Source organism: Fodinicurvata sp. EGI_FJ10296 (genome assembly GCF_040712075.1).
In the GTDB taxonomy this organism is placed as follows: Bacteria; Pseudomonadota; Alphaproteobacteria; order DSM-16000; family Inquilinaceae; genus JBFCVL01.
Genome location: NZ_JBFCVL010000012.1, coordinates 43,638 through 65,725, shown reverse-complemented (window position 1 = coordinate 65,725; position 22,088 = coordinate 43,638). Strand labels below are relative to the sequence as shown.

Annotated in this window: 21 protein-coding genes and 1 tRNA gene; 10 read left to right on the top strand and 12 right to left on the bottom strand. The window is 63.7% G+C overall.

Annotation, left to right across the window (positions count from 1 at the left end; genetic code table 11):
* The first annotated feature begins 193 nt into the window (after positions 1–193).
* The gene (locus ABZ728_RS21255; RefSeq protein WP_366658420.1) at positions 194–1,195 is read left to right on the top strand and encodes a TIGR01459 family HAD-type hydrolase; all 1,002 of its coding nucleotides are present in this window, start codon (positions 194–196) and stop codon (positions 1,193–1,195) included.
* A 17-nt stretch (positions 1,196–1,212) separates the two neighbouring features.
* Here the strand turns inward: ABZ728_RS21255 and ABZ728_RS21250 are convergent, their stop codons facing one another.
* A complete protein-coding gene (locus tag ABZ728_RS21250) occupies positions 1,213–1,677 on the bottom strand; it encodes a ribbon-helix-helix domain-containing protein (RefSeq protein WP_366658419.1) in 465 nt (154 codons plus the stop codon).
* 221 nt (positions 1,678–1,898) lie between these two features.
* Here ABZ728_RS21250 and scpA point away from each other — a divergent pair, with 221 nt between their 5' ends.
* Positions 1,899–4,043, top strand: coding sequence for a methylmalonyl-CoA mutase (gene scpA / locus ABZ728_RS21245; protein ID WP_366658418.1), 2,145 nt, complete (start codon positions 1,899–1,901; stop codon positions 4,041–4,043).
* 17 nt (positions 4,044–4,060) lie between these two features.
* Here scpA and ABZ728_RS21240 read toward each other — a convergent pair whose 3' ends face one another.
* Both ABZ728_RS21240 and ABZ728_RS21235 read right to left on the bottom strand, forming a co-directional pair.
* The gene (locus ABZ728_RS21240; RefSeq protein ID WP_366658416.1) at positions 4,061–5,851 is read right to left on the bottom strand and encodes an SLC13 family permease; all 1,791 of its coding nucleotides are present in this window, start codon (positions 5,849–5,851) and stop codon (positions 4,061–4,063) included.
* A gap of 20 nt (positions 5,852–5,871) precedes the next feature.
* Positions 5,872–7,281: a hypothetical protein gene (locus ABZ728_RS21235; RefSeq protein ID WP_366658415.1), complete on the bottom strand. Its 1,410-nt coding sequence runs from the start codon at positions 7,279–7,281 to the stop codon at positions 5,872–5,874.
* A gap of 263 nt (positions 7,282–7,544) precedes the next feature.
* On the opposite strand from ABZ728_RS21235, the gene ABZ728_RS21230 reads away from it, so the two are divergent.
* Positions 7,545–7,621 (top strand) — tRNA-Arg (locus tag ABZ728_RS21230).
* 221 nt (positions 7,622–7,842) lie between these two features.
* On the opposite strand, the gene ABZ728_RS21225 is transcribed toward ABZ728_RS21230, so the two are convergent.
* Positions 7,843–8,256: a cupin domain-containing protein gene (locus ABZ728_RS21225; RefSeq protein WP_366658414.1), complete on the bottom strand. Its 414-nt coding sequence runs from the start codon at positions 8,254–8,256 to the stop codon at positions 7,843–7,845.
* 92 nt (positions 8,257–8,348) lie between these two features.
* Here ABZ728_RS21225 and ABZ728_RS21220 point away from each other — a divergent pair, with 92 nt between their 5' ends.
* Positions 8,349–9,251 carry a LysR family transcriptional regulator gene (locus ABZ728_RS21220; protein WP_366658412.1) on the top strand — a complete coding sequence of 301 codons (903 nt, stop codon included), beginning with the start codon at positions 8,349–8,351 and terminating at the stop codon, positions 9,249–9,251.
* A gap of 180 nt (positions 9,252–9,431) precedes the next feature.
* Here the strand turns inward: ABZ728_RS21220 and ABZ728_RS21215 are convergent, their stop codons facing one another.
* Positions 9,432–10,085: a glutathione S-transferase family protein gene (locus ABZ728_RS21215; RefSeq protein WP_366658411.1), complete on the bottom strand. Its 654-nt coding sequence runs from the start codon at positions 10,083–10,085 to the stop codon at positions 9,432–9,434.
* Positions 10,086–10,484: 399 nt separating this feature from the next.
* On the opposite strand from ABZ728_RS21215, the gene ABZ728_RS21210 reads away from it, so the two are divergent.
* Complete coding sequence (locus ABZ728_RS21210; RefSeq protein WP_366658410.1) at positions 10,485–11,117, top strand: LysE family translocator; 633 nt, start codon at positions 10,485–10,487, stop codon at positions 11,115–11,117.
* A 58-nt stretch (positions 11,118–11,175) separates the two neighbouring features.
* Here the strand turns inward: ABZ728_RS21210 and aac(3) are convergent, their stop codons facing one another.
* Positions 11,176–12,000, bottom strand: coding sequence for an aminoglycoside 3-N-acetyltransferase (gene aac(3) / locus ABZ728_RS21205; RefSeq protein WP_366658409.1), 825 nt, complete (start codon positions 11,998–12,000; stop codon positions 11,176–11,178).
* Between the two features lie 151 nt (positions 12,001–12,151).
* On the opposite strand from aac(3), the gene ABZ728_RS21200 reads away from it, so the two are divergent.
* The 5 genes from ABZ728_RS21200 to ABZ728_RS21180 all read left to right on the top strand — a co-directional run bounded on the left by ABZ728_RS21200 (position 12,152) and on the right by ABZ728_RS21180 (position 16,434).
* Positions 12,152–12,640, top strand: coding sequence for an alpha/beta fold hydrolase (locus ABZ728_RS21200; RefSeq protein WP_366658408.1), 489 nt, complete (start codon positions 12,152–12,154; stop codon positions 12,638–12,640).
* Between the two features lie 92 nt (positions 12,641–12,732).
* Positions 12,733–12,969 carry an alpha/beta hydrolase gene (locus ABZ728_RS21195; RefSeq protein WP_366658406.1) on the top strand — a complete coding sequence of 79 codons (237 nt, stop codon included), beginning with the start codon at positions 12,733–12,735 and terminating at the stop codon, positions 12,967–12,969.
* Positions 12,970–12,986: 17 nt separating this feature from the next.
* The gene (locus ABZ728_RS21190) at positions 12,987–13,439 is read left to right on the top strand and encodes a YaiI/YqxD family protein (protein ID WP_366658422.1); all 453 of its coding nucleotides are present in this window, start codon (positions 12,987–12,989) and stop codon (positions 13,437–13,439) included.
* Between the two features lie 181 nt (positions 13,440–13,620).
* A complete protein-coding gene (locus ABZ728_RS21185; protein ID WP_366658404.1) occupies positions 13,621–14,292 on the top strand; it encodes a hypothetical protein in 672 nt (223 codons plus the stop codon).
* A 120-nt stretch (positions 14,293–14,412) separates the two neighbouring features.
* Entirely contained in the window at positions 14,413–16,434 is a 2,022-nt protein-coding gene (locus tag ABZ728_RS21180; RefSeq protein WP_366658403.1) for an OmpA family protein, read from the top strand.
* 112 nt (positions 16,435–16,546) lie between these two features.
* Here ABZ728_RS21180 and ABZ728_RS21175 read toward each other — a convergent pair whose 3' ends face one another.
* From ABZ728_RS21175 to ABZ728_RS21150, 6 genes are all read right to left on the bottom strand, one after another.
* Positions 16,547–17,239, bottom strand: coding sequence for an RraA family protein (locus ABZ728_RS21175; protein WP_366658402.1), 693 nt, complete (start codon positions 17,237–17,239; stop codon positions 16,547–16,549).
* Positions 17,240–17,926: an alpha/beta fold hydrolase gene (locus ABZ728_RS21170; RefSeq protein ID WP_366658401.1), complete on the bottom strand. Its 687-nt coding sequence runs from the start codon at positions 17,924–17,926 to the stop codon at positions 17,240–17,242. It lies immediately after the preceding gene.
* Positions 17,923–19,044: a cobalamin-independent methionine synthase II family protein gene (locus ABZ728_RS21165; protein ID WP_366658399.1), complete on the bottom strand. Its 1,122-nt coding sequence runs from the start codon at positions 19,042–19,044 to the stop codon at positions 17,923–17,925. The genes ABZ728_RS21170 and ABZ728_RS21165 overlap by 4 nt, the downstream gene beginning before the upstream one ends.
* Before the next feature lie 133 nt (positions 19,045–19,177).
* Positions 19,178–20,146: a cupin domain-containing protein gene (locus tag ABZ728_RS21160; RefSeq protein ID WP_366658398.1), complete on the bottom strand. Its 969-nt coding sequence runs from the start codon at positions 20,144–20,146 to the stop codon at positions 19,178–19,180.
* An 88-nt stretch (positions 20,147–20,234) separates the two neighbouring features.
* Positions 20,235–21,269 (bottom strand): LacI family DNA-binding transcriptional regulator, encoded by a 1,035-nt coding sequence (locus ABZ728_RS21155; RefSeq protein WP_366658397.1) that lies wholly within the window; start codon positions 21,267–21,269, stop codon positions 20,235–20,237.
* The gene (locus tag ABZ728_RS21150) at positions 21,266–22,030 is read right to left on the bottom strand and encodes an SDR family oxidoreductase (protein ID WP_366658396.1); all 765 of its coding nucleotides are present in this window, start codon (positions 22,028–22,030) and stop codon (positions 21,266–21,268) included. The genes ABZ728_RS21155 and ABZ728_RS21150 overlap by 4 nt, the downstream gene beginning before the upstream one ends.
* Positions 22,031–22,088: the final 58 nt, after the last annotated feature.

Here is a 22,088-nt window from a genome sequence, read left to right as displayed (position 1 = left end):
GATCGCTCCCGACATCGATCGGGAGCCCCGAGCCGGATGAGCCCGGTTCGCGTCTTCCAACCCCCAGAGCCACCGCGCGAGATCCCCGTTCAAGGCGGGAGAGTTGAGGCGGGTGTGCGATTGCCGCGCCGCTCCGATTGTGGCAGAAGACGCCCCGTTGACTCGTATCGTTGGAAGTTGAAGGTTCACCGTCATGGCGTCCCCCCACGTTTCCGGTTCCCGCGCTGGCGGTTCTCCCGTTGCCAGCAGCGGTGCGAACGCCGGCGCTGATCGAACCACCCCTGGTCGAATCGGGCTGCCGATCTTCGTTGACGGGATGGCGGCGCTGATAGACCGGCATCCCTATGACGCGTTCATCGTCGATCTCTGGGGCGTGATCCATGATGGCGAGCAGCCGCTGCCGGGCGTTATCGAGGGGCTGACCATGCTTCGTGACGCCGGCAAGGTCGTCTGCCTGCTGTCCAACGCCCCGCGCCGCGCGGAAACCGTCGCCGCCCGCATGCGCGAGATCGGCATCGACGATGGCCTTTATACGCATTTGCTGACATCGGGCGAGGCGACGCACACCGCGCTGTCGGATCGCCCGGACGCGTTTCATCAATCCCTGGGGCATCGCGTCCTGCATATTGGGCCGCCGCGCGACGTCGATACCGTGTCAGCGCCGGGTCTGGTGCCGGTCGAGCGTGCCGCGGACGCCAGTTTCGTGCTGGTCACCGGCATCGACGACCCGGACGAGACAGTGGCCGACTATGCCGATGTGCTTGCCGACGCTGCGGCGCACGGATTGCCCATGGTCTGCGCCAATCCCGACCTGGTGGTGGTTGCCGGCGGGTTCCGGGCCATTTGCGCCGGCGCCCTTGCGACCCATTACGAAAGCCTCGGCGGCAAAGTTGCCTATCATGGCAAGCCCCATGCGCCCGTCTATGATCTGTGCCGGTCGATGATCACCCGCACGCTGGCCGGCCGGGGCGTCGCCGCACCACGCATACTGGGTGTCGGCGATGCGTTTCGCACCGACATCCTCGGCGCCCACAACGCCGGTCTCGACAGCATGCTGGTCACCGGCCATGGCATCCACACCGGCGATCTGGGCATCGATGCCGACGGTCGGCCCGATCCGGTCAAGCTGGAAGCCGCGATCGAAGAATTCGGCCTGCGCCCCACACTCGTCATGCCGGGCTTCCGACCGGCCTGAAGTGCTGCGGAGCCGCGTCAGACCCGCTGCTCTCCCTGTTGGCCCGACGCCGGATTGGCGCCGCCGACCCGGGCAAGCGCTTCGTCTGTCCAGACGAAGATCGCCAGTGCCTGATCGACGGATGCCGGACCGGGCACCAGTTCCGTCGTGCCGGGGTCGCTGAAACCCGGCGGCTGCGCCGGCGCCGTATCGGCGGCCGTCTGATTTCGGTCGGCATCGGCCGTGGCGATGGCAAGGCGGTAGTAGTGCAGAACGAACAGGCGGATCGCCGCCGTCAGCCCCATGGGGCCGCGACGCTGGTCGACCAGGGTGCAGAGATGGTTGATCGTATAGCTTTCGGCCTCTGCGATTTCGGCGAGGCTCTGCCAGATCATCGGTTCCATGCGGACGCTGGTGCGGCGGCCGTCGACCGTGACGTTCCGGCAATACGGGCTCTGATCTTCGCTGAACGACCAGGGGTATTGGGGTAGCTTGTTCCTCATCAATGGCGGCTTTCGCTGGTGGTCGACGCGGATTGGAGAACTATGCCGAAGGATTTCCTCTTTAAAGTTGCATTTCACGGCATGCAACATATTTTTGGCGCCCGGTGTCGTGACTCGCCTGGTGAGATGCCCACCAGACAGGGGCCGCGACGATGGACCGGGCCGGGGCGGGCGCTGTAGGATGTCGGCAATGATGGAATGCGGTGCTGCGGGGTAAGGCCATGAGCGGATCGGACAAAGACATCCTTGCGGCATGGGCGGACGCTGCCCAGCGCGAGTTGAAGGACAAGCCGCTGCACACGCACGTCTGGGAGACGCCGGAGGGGCTGACCATCAAGCCGCTGTACACGGCCGCCGATCTGGCAGGTGTGCCGGGACTGAATTCCGCCCCCGGCACGGCGCCGTATGTGCGCGGCCCCCGCGCCACTATGTACACCAACCGCCCCTGGACGCTGCGCCAGTATGCCGGGTTCGCCACGGCGGAGCGCAGCAACGCGTTCTATCGGGCCAATCTGGCGGCCGGCCAGTCGGGATTGTCGGTCGCGTTCGATCTGGCGACCCATCGCGGCTATGACAGCGATCATCCGCGCGTCGTCGGCGATGTTGGCAAGGCGGGTGTCGCGATCGACAGCGTCGAGGATATGAAGATCCTGTTCGACCAGATCCCGCTGGACCGGATGTCGGTGTCGATGACCATGAACGGCGCTGTCCTGCCGGTGCTGGCGGGCTACATCGTTGCGGCCGAGGAGCAGGGCGTCGCGCCGTCGGCGCTCAGCGGCACCATTCAGAACGACATTCTGAAGGAGTTCATGGTCCGCAACACCTATATTTTCCCGCCGGAACCGTCGATGCGCATCGTGGCCGACGTCATCGAATACACCGCCGCCAACATGCCGCGCTTCAACTCGATCTCGATCAGCGGTTATCACATGCAGGAAGCGGGCGCGACGGCGGTCGAGGAACTGGCGTTCACCTTGGCCGACGGGCTGGAATATGTCCGCACGGCGGTCGCGCGCGGTCTGGATGTCGATGCCTTTGCACCGCGCCTGTCGTTCTTTTTCGGCATCGGCATGAATTTCTTCATGGAGGTGGCAAAGCTGCGGGCCGCCCGGGTGCTGTGGGCGGAAATGATCGAACGGGAATTCGCGCCAAAGGACCCCCGGTCCAGCATGCTGCGCACCCATTGCCAGACGTCCGGCGTCTCGCTGACCGAACAGGACCCCTATAACAACGTCGTGCGGACGACCATCGAGGCGATGGCAGCGGTGCTGGGCGGTACGCAGAGCCTGCACACCAACGCTTTCGACGAGGCGCTGGGCCTGCCGACGGATTTCTCTGCCCGCATCGCCCGCAACACGCAGTTGATCCTGGCTGAGGAAACCGGCATTCCCAAGGTCATCGACCCGCTGGGCGGATCCTATTACGTCGAAGCGCTGACCCGCGATCTGGCGGACGCCGCGCGCGCCCTGATCGGCGAGGTCGACGAGCTCGGCGGCATGACCAAGGCGGTGGCGGTCGGCATGCCCAAGCTGCGGATCGAGGAATCGGCGACCCGCCGGCAGGCCCGGATCGACCGCGGTGAGGAGACGATCGTCGGCGTCAATCGCTATGCCGTCGAAAACCCCGAGCGTGTGGACGTGCTCAGCATCGATAACGCCCAGGTGCTGGCCTCGCAGACCGAACGGCTGGCGGCCCTGCGCCGGACCCGCGATCAGGGCGCCGTCGATGCCGCGTTGGCGGCGCTGACGCGGGCTGCGGAATCCGGCCAGGGGAACCTGCTGGAACTGTCGATTGACGCGGCGCGCGTGCGCGCGACGGTCGGCGAAATGACCGAGGCGCTGGAGCGGGTTTTTACCCGGCATCGGGCCGTGACCCGCTCGATCAGCGGCGTCTATGGCCATGCTTACGAGGGCGACGAGGGATACGCCAAAATCGTGGCCGACGTCGCCGCTTTTGCCGAACGCGAGGGGCGCCGGCCGCGCCTGCTGGTGGTCAAGTTGGGCCAGGACGGCCATGACCGCGGCGCCAAGGTGATCGCGACAGCCTTCGCCGATATCGGCTTTGACGTGGATGTCGGGCCGCTGTTCCAGACGCCGGAAGAAGCCGCAAGGCAGGCAATCGAGAACGATGCCCATGTAATCGGCGTTTCCAGCCAGGCAGCCGGCCACATGACGCTCGTGCCGTCGCTGGCGGCGGCGCTCAAGGCCGAGGGCGGCGACGACATCCTGATCGTCTGCGGCGGCGTGATTCCCCCGCAGGACTATGACGCGCTGATGGAAGCCGGCGTCGCCGCGATCTATGGGCCGGGTACGAATATTCCCATGGCGGCGGCCGAGGTTCTTGCCCTGCTCGACGCCCGCCAGTGATCCGCAACACGGCGCCGCTATAGCGGCCAGAAGCGCGGAATGACCAGGATCGCGGTCGCCCCGACAAGGATGTTCATCGGCAATCCCACGCGCAGGAAATCGACGAACCGATAGCCGCCGGCGTTATAGACCAGCGTGTTTGTCTGGTAGCCGATCGGCGTGGCGAAGGTGGCCGAGGCGGCGAACATGACGGTGACGACGAACGGCCGGGCATCGACGCCGAGTTGATCGGCAAGGCCGATGGCAATTGGCGTCATCAGCACCGCGACGGCATTGTTCGAAATCAGTTCGGTCATGAACGAGGTGACGATATAGATCGTCGCCAGGATCGCGATCGGCGGCAAATCGCGCACCACCGTCAGCGCACCGTCAACGATGATGGCCATGGCGCCGGTCTTGTCCAGTGCGCGGCTGAACGCCAGCATGCCGAAAATGATCACCAGAATGCGCCAGTCGACCGAGCGATAGGCCTCTTCGTTGTCGATCGCGCGGGTCACGAGCACCAGTGCCACCGCGATCACCGCCAGGGCCACGATCGGCAGGATATCGAATGCGGCCAGCGCCATGACGCCCAGGACGGCGGCCGTGACGATCGGGGCTTTCTGCCGCCTGAATGGCTTTTGCCGGGGCTCCGTCAGGTTGATGATGCCCTGCTCGTCGGAAAACCGCTGGATATCCTCCGGCGCGCCTTCCAGCAGCAGCGTGTCGCCAACGGACAGCGGCACGCCTTCCAGTTTCTCGCCCAGATTGGCCCCGTGGCGGTGCATCGCGAGGGTATAGATGTTGAAGCGCCGGCGCAGCCGCAGATGGCGCAGCGTGCGGCCGAGCATGGGACTGTCCGGGGCCACCAGCCCCTCGACCACGATGGTCTGGCGGCTGTCGATCGGATCCATGGCGTGGGGATCGTGAAAGACGACAGCATTGTCCTCGCGCAGGCTGATGACCTCGTGGACCGGTGTCTTCACGACCACCCGGTCGCCGGCCTGCAGGACCACCGACGACAGATCGCGCCGCAACGACTCGTCGCGGCGGATCACGTCGACCAGACGCCGGTTGTGACGGCTGAAGACCTTGGCCTTGGCGGCTTCCGCGCCGACCAGCGGCGAGCCAGCCGGTATTCGGACTTCGGTCAGGAACCGGGCGCTGGACCGGTGATCGAGCATGGAACTGACGGTATCGCGGTTCGGCAACAGCCATGGTGCGATCAGGGATAGATAGGTCAGGCCGACGGCGGCCACGATCAGGCCGGCGCCGGTGATCTCGAAGATGCCGAAAGGCGTCATGCCATAGGACCGCGCCACGCCGTCGACCAGCAGATTGGTTGAGGTGCCGATCAGCGTGCAGGTACCGCCCAGGATCGAGGCATAGGACAGCGGGATCAGAAAGCGCGACGGCAGGCGGCCGACCTCCGCCGCCAGCCGGATGACCACCGGGATCAGCACCACCACGACCGGCGTGTTGTTGATAAAGGCGGACAGCAGGATGACGGTCGCCACGATGGCGGCCAGCGCCAGGCTCGGCCGGTGGCGGGCCAGCACGGTGACACGCTCGGCAAAGGCATCGATGGCGCCCGTCCGCATCAAGGCGCCGGACAGGATGAACATCGCCGCGACGGTGATCGGGGCCGAATTGGAAAAGACCGACAGGAAATCCGATGTGTCCAGGATCCCGGTCGCCAGCAGGATGCTGACGGCGGCCAGCACCACCACGTCCGGCGGGCGCCGTTCGCTGACGAAGGCGATCAGAATGCCGGCGATCATCGCCAGCACGACCGCGGCCTGCCAATGCGCAATCAGCTCGTCGATCAAGAAAAGCTCCCCAATCGGTGTCAACGCAGGCTTGTCGTCGGCGAGTGTGGTGCCCGGTTCTGGTCCCGAGATTGGCCCCGGCTGCGGGTCGGGCCTTTCGGTCGCACCGGTTCGGGGCTGGCCATACCATCGACGTCGTATGCAGGGTCGGTGGCCGGGTCCGCACCGGAATCCGCGCGCCGGGCAAGGGCGACACCCAGCAGGCCGAGCAATACCGCAACGACGCGCGCCGCGATCAGCGCCAGGACGATGGCCACGGCGTTCAATTGCAGATAAATCAGCATGACCCCGGCGGCGGGCAGGGTGATCAGCCATAGGCAAGAGGTGGTGATTGCGCGCTGTGCCCGCCCCGCTGGCAATCCGGTGACACCGGCGGCCAGCGGCTCCAGCAGGATCAACAGGGCCGACAGCCTGAGCGCGATGGCGATGACGCGCCGCCCGTCTTCCTCCAGCGTCGGGAAAAGCACACCCGTCAGACTGCCGGAAAACAGCATCAGCAGAACCGCCAAGGTGCCGAGCACGGCGTAGAGGCCGGCCACCGACCGCTTGTCGAATTTTCCGGCGGTCGAAGCCGCCCGTCGCAGGCCAAGCCCGCCGAGCAGCATCGCCAGAGCAAAATACGGCCCCAGAATTGTTCCCGCAGCGACAGCCGCCGTGTCACCCCGGCGACTGGCGAGTGCGACCAGAATGGCCAGGGCGATCCCGGTGGCGATCGACGGCCAGATGATCGGGCCGCGTGGGGCGCTGCCGGTCGGGTGTTCGGCGTCGCTGGCGGTCTGAAACGGTCGATAGCTCAGATGACCCGTCGCCAGAACCGCGCGCGTGGTCGCCAGCGCGAAGACGACGGCGAAGCAGGGCGCGGCGGTGCCGGCGGCGAAGCTCAGATACAGCGGTGAGATGTCCAGCCGGCTGACAAGTACCACCGTCGCGACCGTGGCCAGGGCCGCGACGATCAGGGCCACCCGTGCGGCCCGGCGGGCGCCGAGGGCGCCGCAGGCAGCCAGGATGACACCGGTCGCGGCCAGGAACGGCAGCGCCCACGACGCCGCCATCAGATAATTGGCCAGCGCCACGCGGGTGGCCCCGCCAAGACCGGCGGGCCGCCCCAGCAGGCCGACCAGCAGCATGACAAGCGGCGCGGACACGGTGCCGATCGTGAAGGCACGGACCAGGTGCTTCCAGAAGAGCCGCGTGAACAGCACGCGGTCTCCTTCCTCAGCGGTCAGGATCAGCGGCGGCCAGGCGTGGCGCAGGGGCACCAGCAGTACCGCCGGCAACAGGAACAGGAGCGACGACCCGATGATCAGGCCGGACAGGGGTTCGGGATCGAGCCGGGGGGCAACGATCAGGATCGCGGCCGTGCACAGCGCTGGCAATGACGCCAGCGCAACGAGCGGTTCCGGGGTGTACGGCTTCGAGCGTGGTCCCATGGCGGCCGGCGATTACCTCTGACGCGAAACGCGATTGCTCGACGTCGGCGACGACGTGCTGACCGTTCCGTTCTAAGCGGGCGCGGTCTTTTTCGCCATGACCAAATTTGGGCACACCACCACCCAGGATGGTTTTTCCGCCCTGCGCCGACCGCCGCGGAACCGGTGCGGCCGAACCTGCAAAAAGTGCCTTGCAAAGCCGAGACGATGTGGTTAGTTTCCCGGCCATCTCGTCGGCGGTCAACGCGATCCGCCTCGACGCCGCGCCCGTAGCTCAATTGGATAGAGCACCTGACTACGGATCAGGAGGTTGGGAGTTCGAATCTTCCCGGGCGCGCCATTCTCACTTCGTTCGAACAGCTTGCCCGGGTTCTTGTAAAGTTTGGACTTCGTCCTTCGGGGCGCGCCATTCTCGCTTCGTTCGAACAGCTTGCCCGGATTCTTGTAGAGTTCGGACTTCGTCCTCGGGGGGCGCGCCATTTTCGGCTCATGCTTTTCTGCCGATCTTTCATCTCCCGCACAATAATGCCGAGAACAGCATTAGCGTGTATCGACGCTGTTTCAGTGTGGACTGGCTGGATCGGCGAACGGCTCATCGGGCTCGCAGACGTAGAACAGGGCCATGCGCGCCGGAACATCGCCCTTGTTGCTGCCCGTCATATTGACGCCTGACGGCTCGACGAAAACCTGACCGGTTTCGATATCGACCGCGGCGCGATCGTCCAGCGCAAGCGTGAATATTCCCTCCAGCATATAGACTGTCACAGGATGGCGGTGCGAATGGTAGGGTGTGACATCGCCCGGCAGCAGAGTGGCGAACAGCACTCTGATTTCCTGATCGCGCGTCCTCGGCATCCCTCTTGCCACTTCGCGATGAATTGGCGTGAGCTTCGCCAGGCCTTCGTTCTGCGCGCTGCGCGTGACACCGACCGCAAGGCCGGCGATCATGGTGCCAACGTCCGATTTCTCGTGCATGATTTTCTCCCTTCGTATCTGCTGGGAGGCTAGTTCTTTCGACGCTCTGGCGGCAGCAGCTTGTCTGCCAAAGTGCCGTGCAAAAGTGCATAATGGCCGCCATGTTCGACTGGAACGACCTGCGCCACCTCATTGCCGTGTCACGTAGCGGCAGCACGCTTGCGGCGGCCAGGGCGCTCGGCGTCAACCAGTCGACGGTTCATCGCAGGCTGCTGGAGCTTGAACGACGCACCGGCCTGACCCTCGTTCGACGACAGCCGGCGGGGTACCGCCTGTCCGAACTGGGCGAAGCGGTGATCGACGACGTCACGGCCGTCGAGACCGCCGTCGAAAACCTCGAACGGAAGATCGACTCGCTGAAGCACGACCTGAAAGGCGTCATCCGCCTGACCTGTCCCGAACCGACCGTAGCCCGCATTGCCGCATCGGGCCTGCTCGACCGCTTCAATGCCCGCTATCCCGGCCTTACGGTAGAATTCGTCACCAGCGACCGATATCTGGACCTGGTCAAGGGAGAGGCCGACGTAGCTTTCCGCTCTGGCGAGCCAACGGACGAACGCCTCATGGGCCGCAGGATTTGCGATTCGGTATGGGCCATCTACGCCAGCAAGGACTACATCCGGAAGCATGGGCAGCCCGAAAGCATTGCCGACCTGGCAAAGCATGCGCTGATCGGCTTCGACGGCATCATGCAGAACCACCGTGTCGCCACATGGCTGCCAACGGCGGTCCCGGGTGCCCGAATCGCAAGCCGCTGTTCAAGCATGCTCGGCGTCGTGTCATCGGTGAAAGCCGGGGTCGGTGTCGCGCCGCTGCCCACGACGCTCGGCGATGCCGAGGAGACGCTGGTCCGAATCCTGCCGCCGGTCCCGGAACTCACGCGCGCCTGGTATTTGCTGACGCCATCGGATTTGCGCAGGACACCCCGCATCGCCGCCTTTGTCGACTGTGTCCTGGACGATATACCGGCCTTGCGCGCGGCCCTCGTCGGATAACGCGCGACTGGTCAAATTGTCGGCAATACTCAACGAATTTCAACAATGTCGCACTCGTTTTGAAGATGGCATACGAACCTGCCCTGGTTGGCGTCCGCTCCAGATTGCAGATCCATACGTTCGAGCGACTGGAAGGAAGAGGAACTGTCGCAGAGCCCGACGCATCCGAGCCTGAGGCGTTCAGACAGACGTCGTCGGGTCAGCCGCAGCAAAATGGGCGATTTGATCCGCGTATGCCCTTGCGAAGGCGGGACGATCCACGGCGCGCGCAACATAGCCACGGCAGGTGGGAAATTCCGCCAGCCCATCGAAGCGATCGACGAGGCGCAGTACATCTGCCATGAGTATATCAGCGATCGAGAAGGATCCGGCCAGCCATTCGCGCTGCGTCAAGGCCGTTTCCATGTGTTGAAGCCGCGCCTTGAGGAATGCATCCAGTTGCTTTCGTCCCGGACCGCTCTGCGTGTCGCCGGTGAATTGGAATATGGACCAGGGCAAGCTTGCCATCTCGACTGAATTGAGCGCCGCGAACAACCATTCCAGTACTCTTGCGCGTTCACGCCGATCGGTAGACATCAGCGCGTCGCTCATCTCTCCCAGATGCAGCAGGATTGCGCCGCTCTCGAAGATCGACATGTCACCATCTTTCAGCCAGGGAACCTGGCCAAAGGGCTGGTGCGAAAAATGGCCGGCGTTCCTTTCACCGAATGGGACGCTCTCGACCCGATAGGGAAGCCCGGCCTCCTCCAGCGCCCAGCGTACACGCAAATCGCGCACGAACCCCCGCGGTATTTCCGGAACCCAATCAAAGGTGGTGAGGATGAGGTCGATCATCCGGATCCTCCAAGGAAACTGAAAGGCTTTCGACGGCGCCTCTCCATCCGTCATCGTGACATCTGTGCGCGGCTATGCCGGAAAGCTGTTCGTGGGGTATTGCCGGTTCGGTGCCCCTATCGGTCGGCCCGTGCTGAAATGTCGCCAGCGGCTCTGATGCCATCCATTGCCATCGGAAAACCAGTCTACTATCACAAACGACATCCCGGCAAATGCCAATGGGAAAATCTTCCTTGCCATCCAGCAGTCGGAGCAGGAGGGGTATAGCGATTTTCTGTTAGTACACGGCTCCGGCGCTCGCCGACTTGACCCCTCCATGCGATCCGAAAAAGGCAACTTTACACCGCCGGGGCTTCTATGGCTTGCTTTCAGCCAAATGACCGCCCTGGAGTTGCTGGAATGGATTTTTACGCCTGGCTTACATTTTCCTCAGCCTCCATAGCCCTGCTTCTGATCCCGGGGCCAACCGTTCTGTTGATTCTGAGTTATGCGATCAGCCAGGGGCGCCGGGTCGCGTTGGCAACGGCAGCGGGTGTTGCTCTGGGCGATCTGATCGCGATGACCGCATCTCTGGCGGGGCTCGGGGCCCTCGTTCTGGCCTCGGCCACTTTGTTCATGGTTCTTAAATGGGTCGGTGCGATTTATCTCGTCTACCTCGGGATCAAGTTATTCCGAAGCGCCCCTTCAGCTTCGATTGGCGTGCTGGGCGAAACATCGGAAGTATCACCCAGACAGGTGTTCATGCATTCTACGACAGTTACGGCGCTCAATCCGAAATCCATCGTGTTCTTCATTGCCTTCGTTCCGCAGTTCATCGTCCCGGAGGCTGCGCTGGCACCGCAATTCGCGTTGCTCGTTGCGACCTTCGTTGGTTTTGCGGCCTTGAATGCCCTTGCCTACGCTTTGCTCGCAGACAAATTGCGCCGCCGGATCGTGCGGCCATCCGTAGTGCCCGCCCTTACCCGGATCGGTGGTGGCGCTCTCGTCGCAATGGGATTGGCAACGGCGGCCATCAGGCGGTCGGCGTCCTGAATTCAACAGGCCCTGTTCTGGGTCCAGGGGGTTCGACCACTCGATTCGGGGACAAAAATCAGCCGGCGGTGCGCAGTAGCCAGGCCACGGCAAAGTGACAGACCTCGTCGGCATTCACGAGGACCGACGGGGCGTGGCCGACATGCCCTTCCACCCCGGCGCCTGTGTTGAGGAAATCGCGCACGACGGTGGCGAAATAGTCCTCGGCCAATCCCGTCAAGACCGGGTGGGTGGTATCGAACTCCTCGATCATGCGCCAGATCGTGCCTTCGGGGCCGGCCAGCGGCACTTCGTAACGGCGGATCCGCTTGCCCGGCAGCGGGGCCAGGTGTTCGGCATGATGCAGCAGCGTCATGGTGTCCAGCGGCGCGCCCAGCATCAGCACCTTGCCGCCGGCCTCGACCAGTTTTGCAAAGGGTGAGCCTTCGCCATAGCCATAGTCGAGCGGGTGGTCCCGTGTCAGCCAGTCGGCGCGGCTGCCGATCGCCGCCACCGAAGCGCCGGGATTGCCGCTGCGCCGCGCGCCCGGTGTCGTGCGGAAGAACTCCGCGAAAATGCCATTGTCGCGAATGGCACGGCCGCTGGCCGGGTCGAAGGGCGGAATATGGGCGCGCCATTGCGCCGGGACGCGGCCGTCCTCCTCCAGAAGATCGTCATAGTCGACGCCCCAATCGACATAGGCCATGACCGTGCCGCCCGCGTTCCCGCCCGCGTCAACAGCGTCCAGCACCGCACCGATGACGGCGTCCGGACCGCCCAGCACCGGACCGATGCGGCTGATTGCGGCGTGCACCATTACTGTGTCGCCGGGCTGCAGGCCCAGTCGCGTCAGGTCGAGCGCCAGCGAGGCGCGCGTAAATGGCGGCATGCGATTTTCGGACATGCCGATCTATCTGGGCTGACCGATGACTGGCGTCAATAAGGTCTCAAAGCCGATGAAATTTTTGTCATGCACGTGCACCACCGTTAAGAAGGTGGACCGGCGACGGCGGGTGGAGGCAGTGAAACGGCGATCGAAAAGGTGGTTCGGCGGGATGGGGGTCGAGCTTGCAACCGAAGCATTCGGCGACGACAGCGGCCCGCAGCAGCCGCCGATTCTGCTGATGATGCGCGCGACGGCATCGATGCTCTGGTGGCCGGACGAATTGTGCGCAAAGCTGGCGGCGACGGGACGAATCGTCATTCGCTATGACAATCGCGATACCGGCCAGTCGACAACCGCTCCGCCAGGCCAGCCGGACTATTCGCTGGACGATCTGGCGGGTGACGCGCTGGCAATCCTTGACGGCTATGGCATTGCCCGCGCCCATCTGGTGGGGATTTCGCTGGGCGGGATGCTGGCGCAACTCGTCACATTGATGCGGCCGGAACGGGTGGCGAGGTTGACAGCGATCGGTTCCGCCCGCTTCGACGAGGACGATCCGACGCTGCCGCCGATGGACCCGGACCTGCTGGAGCATTTCGGCGGCATTGCGACACTTGATTGGTCGGATCGACATGCAGCCGTCGATTTCGCCGTCTAGAGTTTCCGGATCTCAGCGGGAAGAAATGCCGCCTTCGATGAGACACGGGCCGTCTTGCCGAGCATGATCGGGCGCGCATCCCCGGGGCCGCCATGAACCATTCGATGCTGGCCGGCGGCGACCGGTTCATCGGGCGGCTTGGTGAAATCCGCGTGCCGTTCCTCGTCATCCATGGCAGGTTCGACCCGAATCTTTCCCATGCCCACGGTGCCGCCTTGGCTGATACCGTCGCAAATGCCCGGATGGTCACGCTTGACGACGCCGGACACGAATTGAACGAGCGGGACTGGGACCGGATCGTCAGTGAAATCGAGGCCCATATCAGATGACGTCAGAGACCCAGCCGATCATCGTCTTTGTCGATGCGGATGCCTGTCCGGTAAAGGCGGAAATATACCGCGTCGCCGAGCGGTATTCGTTGCCGGTGCATGTGGTCGCCAACAGCTATATCGCCGTGCCCCGCAATCCGCTGTTCAACAGCGTGCTGGTGAGCGACGGCTTCGATGCCGCCGACGACTGGATCGCCGAGCGCGCGCGTCCCGGCGCGATCGTGGTCACGGCCGATGTTCCGCTGGCCAGCCGCTGTGTCGGGGCCGGTGCGACCGTGATCGGTCCGACCGGAAAGCATTTCAGCGAACAGTCGATCGGCATGGCCCTGGCGACCCGTAACCTGATGGCCGATCTGCGCGAAGCCGGCGAGGTGACCGGCGGGCCAAAACCTTTCTCGCCACGCGATCGGTCGAGTTTCCTGTCGGCGATGGATCTGGCCGTCAATCGGCTGCGGCGGCAGGGGCACTGAAGGGGGACTTGAGCGCTCCGGCGTCGTCGGTGCGCTCGTCCAGCCTGATCCGAGGACCTTTCGCGCGGCCTGTTCGTTGCCATGAATCCGCTTGAATCTCTGCCTATCTATCCATGGCAGGATAATTTTATAACGCCAGTCGGCAGGTTCTTGTCGGAAAATAATAAGGAACAAATTCGGAATGAAAAGGTCTCTGGCCGCAACGGTAATTGTTGCGGGTGTCTGTATTCTCGGCGCCAATGTGGGTTGGGCGCAGTCGAAAACCGGGTTTTGCGAAGGGGCGGTCACGGCGCTGTGCGGCGTCGCCAATCTGGATATGTGCTTCAGCGATCAGCAGAACTGGAACAACATTCCCAACGAATGTATTGGAGATGTTCAGTCGATGCTCGAAACCGAGCGTCACTACAATGAACGGCCAGGCGATTTTTACGCCCAGGGCGAAGACTATTGTGCCGCGGCTATGACAAACATGTGCGGTTCCGGCCAATCGATTACGGACTGTCTGACCGTTCAGGGGTGGAGCCGGGTGCCACAGCAATGCGAGGGCGATTTCCAGGCTGCCGTAGAGATGGAGCGCGAATATTACGAGGAGCAAAGCCGGGGATACTCCCAGCCGTATATGCTTTCGCAGGGCTATTCCTATGGCGGACATCTGCGTGCCGGACCCGGCACTGAGTACAGATCGCTGGGTATGCTGGCCGACGGCGACTATCTGGATATCATGGAAGACAGCGGCTTTTATTACCTCGATTTCCCCTGGTTTTATGTCCGCACCGCCATCGGTGATGGCTATCACTGGGGTGGCATCATCTGCTCCGATGTCTATGTCGACGGAATTTATACGACGTGCTGACCCTCGGGCCAGAAACCTCCCCGCCCCTGCACGCGGCGTTCAATCGGCGCTGTGGGAACGTTTGGCCTGTGAAAGCGTTTCTTATTCAATGAACCGACAAAGCACGTAAAGGAATGACCGATGAGACGTTTCCACTCGATGCTCCTGAGCGGCGCCGCACTTTCGCTGGTACTGGCCGTTAGCGGCGGAACCGTGAATGAGGCGGTTGCGGCGACGGATGATGCTGCTGCAATGGAATCGGCGATCACAGCGGTCACGGAACTGCGTGCGCGTGTCGAAACGGCCCGGACGGCTCTCGAACGCGCCCAGGCCGAAGGCGGCGATGTAGAGGCTGCCGAAGCCGAGCTTGAGGCAGCTTCGGCCGCACTGGCGGAGGCCGAAGCCGAAGCGGCCGCGCTGGAGGCTGCGCAAGAGCCCGCGCCCGAATCCGAGCCCGAGGCCGAAGCGGAGCCTGAACCCGAGCCGGAACCAGCGCCCGAACCCGAGGCTGAAGCGGAGCCTGAACCCGAGCCGGAACCAGCGCCCGAACCCGAGGCTGAAGCGGAGCCTGAACCCGAGCCGGAACCAGCACCCGAGCCCGAGGCCGAAGCGGAGCCGGAACCAGAGCCCGAGCCCGAGGCCGAAGCGGAGCCGGAACCAGAGCCCGAGCCTGAAGCCGAAGCGGGGTCGGAACCAGAAGCCGACGCTGAGCCTGAGACGCAGGAGCCGACGGCTGTTGAGGAGTCCGGAACGGAACCATCAGAGATAGAGCCTGACGCACCGGCTGAAGACGGCGAAACGACCGGTGTAGAAACTGATGCTGCGGTGGATGAATCCGACGCGGCGGCGGAAACGACGGCAACCGGCGCCGATGAGCCGGTCGAAAGCCAGGATGCCGACGAGCCGGTGACGGATCCTGAAGCGGACCCGGAGACTGCCTCTGAAGAGGAAACGCAGGCGGAGGAAGCGGAAGAAACCGCTGTCGAGGCCGATGAAGATGCGGTCATCGAAACGCAGGAAACCGAGGCAACGGTTGAAGCCGAGACCGAGGCAACAGTCGAAGCCGAAGAAACCGAAGCGGCTTCCGATACCGATACCGAGGCCGAAGCCGAAGCGGCGGCGCGAAGCGCCGAGACGCTGAGCGAGGAAGAGCTGGAACAGGCGCAGCAGGAGTCGATCGAGCGTGCGGTCGAGGAAGCGCTGGCGCGTCAGGCCGAGGAGGCTGCGGCGGCCGAGGAGACCGGGGAATCCGAGGAAGAGCAGGACAGTGACCGCGACGAACTGATCCGCATGCTGGGCATTGGTGCGGCAGGATGGGCCGTTGGTGCGCTGATTCCTGAACTCGGCGGCCGGTTGATTACGCAGGATGATGATCGTGTGGTCATCCAGCAGGACGATCGGTTGATCGTGCGTAAGGACGAGACCGAGCGGCTGCTCACCGATGGCAGTACCGTATCAGTGGAGGAATTGGCCGAGGGCCGGAGCCGGGTGACCGTGACCTATCCTGACGGGATCGAGGTCATTACCCTGCGGGACGCTGGCGGAAATCCGGTTCGGCGTGTCCGTCGGCTGCCGAACGGCGACGAAGTGGTCCTGTTCGACGAGAGGGACACCGACGTTTCCGTAGAGACGATTGATGAAGACCTGCCGTGGCTCCGGCGCGAGGAACGGGTCTCGCAGTCTCTCAGCCAGTCGTCGCAGGCTGATATTCGGTCGCTGTTGACCGCGCCGCCGATACGCGATCATGAACAGGCCTACTCGCTCCGCCAGATCCGCGAGAACGAGCGGCTTCGGTGGCTGGCCCCCAGCCTGGAACTCGACACCGTCACCTTCGCCACCAACAGTGCCGAACTGGGCGCGAGCGAGGTGCGGGCGCTGGATGAGATCGGGCAGACGCTGGCCGACCTTATCGACCGCAACCCGGACGAGGTCTTCCTGATCGAGGGCCATACCGACGCCGTTGGCCCCGATCTCTATAATCTGACCTTGTCGGACCGGCGGGCCGACACCGTGGCGTCGTTGTTGACGGAATTCTATGAGGTGCCGCCGGAAAACCTGATCACGCAGGGTTATGGCGAGCAGGATCTGGTGGTGCCGACCCTCGGCCCATCGCGGGAGAACCGGCGCGTCGCCGTGCGACGGATCACCGAATTGCTGCGCTAGGAACCGGCGGGCTCATTGACGATCGGCCCCGGGTTGCCATGCCGGGGCCGATCGGCTGCGCCGGGACGATTGATTGACATGCGACGGCCGGCAATGGCAGCGCGGGTTGGTGTCAGGTGCGTGCCTTTTCGAACGCGGCCCAGGCCGCTTCGAATGCAGCGAAGTCGAAATCCGGGCGGCGCGCGGCGTCCAGAATTATCTTTTCCGTGCTCAACAGCTTGTCGATGCCTTCGGCAAGGGCCGGAACGACATCCGGCGGGACGACCAACGCACCATGGCGGTCGGCATGGATCAGATCGCCTTGCGCGACATGCAGCCCAAAGACACGCACCTGCGTGCCCAGCTCCGTGACATGCACATGGCCATGGCTGGGGCCGATGCTGCCCGCAATGACCGGAAAGCCCTCGGGGTGATCGGCCAGATCGCGTACGACACCATTTGTCAGCGCCCCGGCCATGCCGAAACCCTTGTGCACCGTCGCGTTGATTTCGCCCCAGTAAGCACCGATACAATTGGGAAAATCCAGATCCTCGACGACCGCAACCGACGGCTTCGGCGCGTCATGCATAGCCTTGTAATAGGCCATGCGACGCGCGCGGATGACTTCCGGCGGCTCGGTAGATGGGGCAAGCGCGGCGATACGAGCCGTGGCGGCATAGCCCACGACAGCGGTGCCCGGTTGCGTACAGATCATGGTGCCGCGGGTGAAGCCGGCAAAGCCGCGGCGGCCCTGAACGGTCTCGATGGCGTTGCAGACGGTCGGGGTATCGACCTTGCTCAACAGGGCCAAAAGGGTCTGGTCCATTTATTCCTCCAGCCAGTGACGCAGCGCTTGTTCCGTCGCCTGAGGTTGTTCGAGTGGGGGTAGATGGCCCGCCCCCGGCACCATGACGAAGCGTGATTGCGGCATGAGCGCATGCATGCGTTCGTGCCGGTCGCGGGGGCAGAGTCGGTCGTCTTCGCCCATCAGCACAAGCGCGGGACCCTTGAAGGCCGCCAGCGCCTGCTGGCGGTCGGCACGGTCGCGCAAGGCGACGGACTGGTCGCGAAAAACCTGAGGGCCGACGGCAAGCGCCATGTCCATGCACAGATCGAGGATTGGGCCCCGCTGCGGCCCCTCGGCCAGATAGTTCGGCTTCATTTCATCGCGCATGACATGGTCCAGGCCGCCCGACAGCGCGCGGTCGATCTGGGGCCCGCGACGCGACTGGACGGCGGAGGCTTCGGCGCAGGGGTTGGTGTCCAGAAGCGCCAGCCGCGTGATGCGGTCTGCCGCCTGAGCCAGCATTTCCATCGCCACGATCCCGCCCATCGACAACCCGGCCAATGCGAACCGATCGGGAGCGTCGTGCAGAATCCGCGCGGCGAGCCCGGCCATGCTGTCCGCGCCCGTTGGCAGCGCATGATGCACAAGGGCGGGCAGATGGGTGGGGATATCGCCCCACATCCGGGCGTCGCACATCATGCCGGGGATCAGGACAAGCGGTGTCATTTCACGCGTCGTGCGCCTTCGGCCAGGGTGGCCAGCTTTGCCCACGCGATTTCCGGGTCCACCGCGCCGAATCCGGCAAATGTGCCGAAGCCGCAATCGCTGCTGGCGATCACCCGGTCCGGGCCGACGATATCGACGAAATGCTGCAATTGCTCGGCCACCACATCCGGGTGTTCGATGAAGTTGCTGGTCGTGTCCACCGCGCCCGGCACCAGAACCTTGTCGTCGGGGATCTCGGCCGCGCGATCGCGGAACAACCGCCATTCATGCCGGTGGCGCGGATTGGCGGTCTCGAACAGCACATAGCGCGCAGGAACCGCCATCAGCATGGGGAAGACGGCGGCCATCTCGATATCGCAGCAATGCGGCCCCTCGTAATTGCCCCAGCAGATGTGCAGGCGCACACGATCTTTCGGCAAACCGTCAAGTGCGTGGGTCAGCGCATCGACATGGGTGCGCGCGATCTTCACGAATTCCGCGTCGCTGAGATCCGTAAACAGCATATGCCGCGACAACGCCAGATCGGGGCAATCCAGTTGCAGCATCAGCCCGGCATCGAGAATGGTGCGATATTCATCGCGCATCGCATCGGCGAGCGCGAAGAGATAGGTTTCGCGGTCCTTGTAGTAGGTGTTTTCCAGAAACAACGAGATCACGCCGGGTGAGGCTGCATTCATGAACCCGTCGCTGACCCCATGGGTTGTCATGGCCGCTGTGAGGTTGGCGATGTCCTTTTGCAGATCCGAAGTGCTCTTGCTTTCAACAGGCCCGACGCATTGCGGGCGCGCATAGCTTGGCGTTCCGCCGGATTTGGCGATCCGGTCCAGGAAGCTCGGGAACATCTTCAGGTCGGCCGGCGCATTGCGCGGGCTGTCCCCGTCAAAGCCGGTGTAGCGGTCCTTGACATAGGTGGCGTAGCTGATCTTGGAGCATTCGCCATCCGATACGATATCGATGCCAACCTCTTTCTGACGACGCACATTCTCAAGCACGGCGGCGGTCATGCAGGCATCGAAGGCGGCGGTGTCATAAGGCTTGCCCTGTTCCCGCGCAAAAAGGAAATCAGCGACGTCCTGACTGCGGGGCAGGCTACCGACATGGGTGCTGCGAATGGGCATTTGGTTTCTCCTTCATGGGCCCAAAAAAGCGCGGTTGAAGCGGTTCCGCTGAATGCCGGACGTTTCCGCCGGGATTCCGGCGGACCCGATAACGACCGCCTTCAGAACCGCGCTTCGGCTCGATTGTGAATTGTCACGTCAGACGGCCCGTAAGACCTGCCGGATCGGCCGTGTTACGTATCCGATAAAGGCTGGATTCGCCGGTCATCGCCGGAGCCAGGCTGTGCGGCAATCCCGGCGGAATGGCGGCTGTGTCACCGGGGTTCAACGCTGTTGTGCCGCCGTCCCATGAAAGCCGCCAATGCCCGCGCACAGGCATCAGGATCTCGTGACTGTCGGTCGCATAGGCAGTGTCGGAGACGGAATTGCGAGACAGGAACTCGACCTCGAAACCGGGGCGATCGCGCAGCTTTGCGTCGGCGCCGATCACCCGGGCGGGCTGGTGGTCCGACAGCGCCATCAGGTCCCGGTAACGGGCGACGAAGTTTGGAACGACATCCGCCGTGGTGGGCTCGGGAAACGCCTTGAGTTCTTCGTCGGTCAGGGTGGGTTTGGGGCTAACGCCCTGAGGCAGGCTTTCGCCCTTCTTGCTGTCATAGAGCTTGCCGTTGTCGCCCAGTACAAGGCCGTGATCGCGTGCATCCTCGATCACCTGTGGCGCCCAGATCACGCCGCCGCCGGCATCGTCGCCGCCGAGAATGGCCATGATCATGCCGTAGTCGGTACCGATGTTTTCAAAGCCGCGAAAGATGCCGGTGGGAATGTTGAAGATATCGCCCTCTTCCAGCACAACTTCGCCCGCATTGCCCCAGCGTCCCCAGAAAAAGCGCCAGCGGCCCTTGAGCACGAAGAACACTTCGGCCGTGCGGTGTGAATGCAGCGAGTTGCGGCAGTTCGGCGGCTGGCCTGCCGCGCCGATATTGAAGCCGGGCGTCTCGTGGATATGGACATGCTGATCAGGGGATTCGGACACGCCGCCCCCGATGATGGTGAAATTTTCCTTCCGATCGCTGCCCGGCGTGTGGGCGTCGATGAAGGCGGTCTTGCAGGGCTGCAGGTCGCCGTAGCGAACAATGCGCGCTTCCATTTCCTCTGGGGTCATATCTCACCTGTGTGCAAAGGACCTGTTTCCAGATCGCGGTTTCGTTGTTCCCGCCAATGGGGATTCTGCCATTTCAGGGCGCAGTCATTCATGTGCCCTCAGTTTCAGCGCTCGGGGCCGGGCGTCGGGCCGACCCGCGCATGATGAGCGGCGCGTCGATCTCCATTTGCTGGACCGGCCGGTCCGGGTCCTGAATTTGGTTGATCAACGTTTCAACAGTCGCCTCGACCATGCGATTGACAGGCTGGCGCATCGTCGTGAGGTCATAGGAGGGCCAGGCAGCGATGGGCACATCGTCATAGCCCACCACCGACACGTCTTGCGGCACGGCAACGCCCATGGCCCTCAGCGTGTCGATCACGGCAAACGCCATGTGATCGTTGCCGGCGAAAATCGCGTCGGGAGGCTTGCTTGCGCCCATCAACTCGCGGGTTGCCGCGGCGGCAACGTCGCGGTCGTAGTGCCCGTCGATGATCGCGATGGGCGATGCACCGAGATCGGCCAACCCTTCGATCAACCCTTGCTGGCGGTCGCGCCCCGTGCTGGAGCCTTGCCAGCCACTGATATGGGCAATGCGCTGATGCCCGCCTTCGATCAGAAAACGGGCAACCTTGCGCCCGCCTTCCCTGTTGGCCGACGTCACCGAGGACAGACCCGATCCAGGCTGGCCGCGATTGAACATCACCAAAGGGATACCGGCGTCGGCACAGCGCACGGTCACGTCGTTACTGATGGCGACCGAGGCCGTGATGATGCCGTCGACCTGATAGGCCAGAAGATTGGTGACCAGCCGATCCAGTTCGCCCGGCGCGTTGGAGGCCATGAAAAGCAGTATGTGATAACCCTGCGCCTGCAGCGCATGGCTGAGCCGTTCGATCGCCACTGGGTAGAACTGGTTTTCCAGATAGGTTACCACCAGCCCTATTATCCGGCTCTTGCCAGTGATCATCGCGCGGGCCAGCGGGTTGGGGGTATAGCCCAGCTTTGTCGCCGCAGCGCGAACCTTGTCTGCCGTGGCCGGAGCGACACTGGCGCCGGGCGTGAAGAATCGGCTGACAGCGGACTGGCTGACACCGGCCAGACGGGCGACATCCATTGCGGTGATGCGCGTTCCGCCACTCATTCCGCTGTCCACCCGCCATCAACCTTGAGCGCGGTGCCCGTGACGAGAGCAGAGGCATCGGACGCCAGATAGAGCACGGCCCCCATGATATCCTCGATGTGTCCGACGCGGTTCAGCTTGATCCTGCTTTCGATCCAGGCGCGACGCTCCGGATTGTCGAATGTGGGCTTGGACAGTGGCGTAAGAATGAAGGTCGGGCAGATCGTGTTGACCCGAATGCCATGAGGCCCCCATTCGATGGCCATGGCCTTGGTCATCCCTTCGACCGCGTGTTTGCTTGCGCAATAGACCGCGCGGTCGATGCCGCCGACATGCCCCATCTGGCTGGAGATCTGAATGATCGAGCCAGGCCTGCCCGCCGCGATCAACCCCTGTGCCACGAACTGGGCGGCGAAATAGGCGGCTTTCACATTGACGCCCGTGACGACGTCGAAATCGTCCTCCGTCGTATCGACTGCGGGGCTGTGGCGGGCCAGACCGGCGGCATTGACGAGAATGTCGAACGGACCGTCGCGCTGTACCAACGCGCGCAGCGCCGCCGTGTCGGTAATGTCGAGCACTTCGTATCCGGACTGCCCGCCGATATCCCGGATCTGCGCGCACGCGTCCTTCAGCCGGGAGGCGCCGCGAGCGATCATCGTCACTTCGGCCCCGGCCTCTGCCAGAGCGGTGGCGCAGCCCAGCCCGATGCCCGAGGAGGCACCGGTAACGATGGCGCGGCGGCCTTCAAGGCGGAAGGATGGTGTCACGGGAAGCGGCATTGCTCTGCTCTGTTAAAAAGACCGGACCAACAGGACCGGTGGCATCGGGCATGATGAA

Coding starts and splice junctions, on each gene's coding strand:
- ABZ728_RS21255 (WP_366658420.1), top strand. CDS start 194: ATGGCGTCCCCCCACGTTTCCGGTTCCCGCGCTGGCGGTTCTCCCGTT.
- ABZ728_RS21250 (WP_366658419.1), bottom strand. CDS start 1,677: ATGAGGAACAAGCTACCCCAATACCCCTGGTCGTTCAGCGAAGATCAG.
- scpA (WP_366658418.1), top strand. CDS start 1,899: ATGAGCGGATCGGACAAAGACATCCTTGCGGCATGGGCGGACGCTGCC.
- ABZ728_RS21235 (WP_366658415.1), bottom strand. CDS start 7,281: ATGGGACCACGCTCGAAGCCGTACACCCCGGAACCGCTCGTTGCGCTG.
- ABZ728_RS21225 (WP_366658414.1), bottom strand. CDS start 8,256: ATGCACGAGAAATCGGACGTTGGCACCATGATCGCCGGCCTTGCGGTC.
- ABZ728_RS21220 (WP_366658412.1), top strand. CDS start 8,349: ATGGCCGCCATGTTCGACTGGAACGACCTGCGCCACCTCATTGCCGTG.
- ABZ728_RS21215 (WP_366658411.1), bottom strand. CDS start 10,085: ATGATCGACCTCATCCTCACCACCTTTGATTGGGTTCCGGAAATACCG.
- ABZ728_RS21210 (WP_366658410.1), top strand. CDS start 10,485: ATGGATTTTTACGCCTGGCTTACATTTTCCTCAGCCTCCATAGCCCTG.
- ABZ728_RS21200 (WP_366658408.1), top strand. CDS start 12,152: ATGGGGGTCGAGCTTGCAACCGAAGCATTCGGCGACGACAGCGGCCCG.
- ABZ728_RS21195 (WP_366658406.1), top strand. CDS start 12,733: ATGAACCATTCGATGCTGGCCGGCGGCGACCGGTTCATCGGGCGGCTT.
- ABZ728_RS21185 (WP_366658404.1), top strand. CDS start 13,621: ATGAAAAGGTCTCTGGCCGCAACGGTAATTGTTGCGGGTGTCTGTATT.
- ABZ728_RS21180 (WP_366658403.1), top strand. CDS start 14,413: ATGAGACGTTTCCACTCGATGCTCCTGAGCGGCGCCGCACTTTCGCTG.
- ABZ728_RS21175 (WP_366658402.1), bottom strand. CDS start 17,239: ATGGACCAGACCCTTTTGGCCCTGTTGAGCAAGGTCGATACCCCGACC.
- ABZ728_RS21170 (WP_366658401.1), bottom strand. CDS start 17,926: ATGACACCGCTTGTCCTGATCCCCGGCATGATGTGCGACGCCCGGATG.
- ABZ728_RS21165 (WP_366658399.1), bottom strand. CDS start 19,044: ATGCCCATTCGCAGCACCCATGTCGGTAGCCTGCCCCGCAGTCAGGAC.
- ABZ728_RS21160 (WP_366658398.1), bottom strand. CDS start 20,146: ATGACCCCAGAGGAAATGGAAGCGCGCATTGTTCGCTACGGCGACCTG.
- ABZ728_RS21155 (WP_366658397.1), bottom strand. CDS start 21,269: ATGAGTGGCGGAACGCGCATCACCGCAATGGATGTCGCCCGTCTGGCC.
- ABZ728_RS21150 (WP_366658396.1), bottom strand. CDS start 22,030: ATGCCGCTTCCCGTGACACCATCCTTCCGCCTTGAAGGCCGCCGCGCC.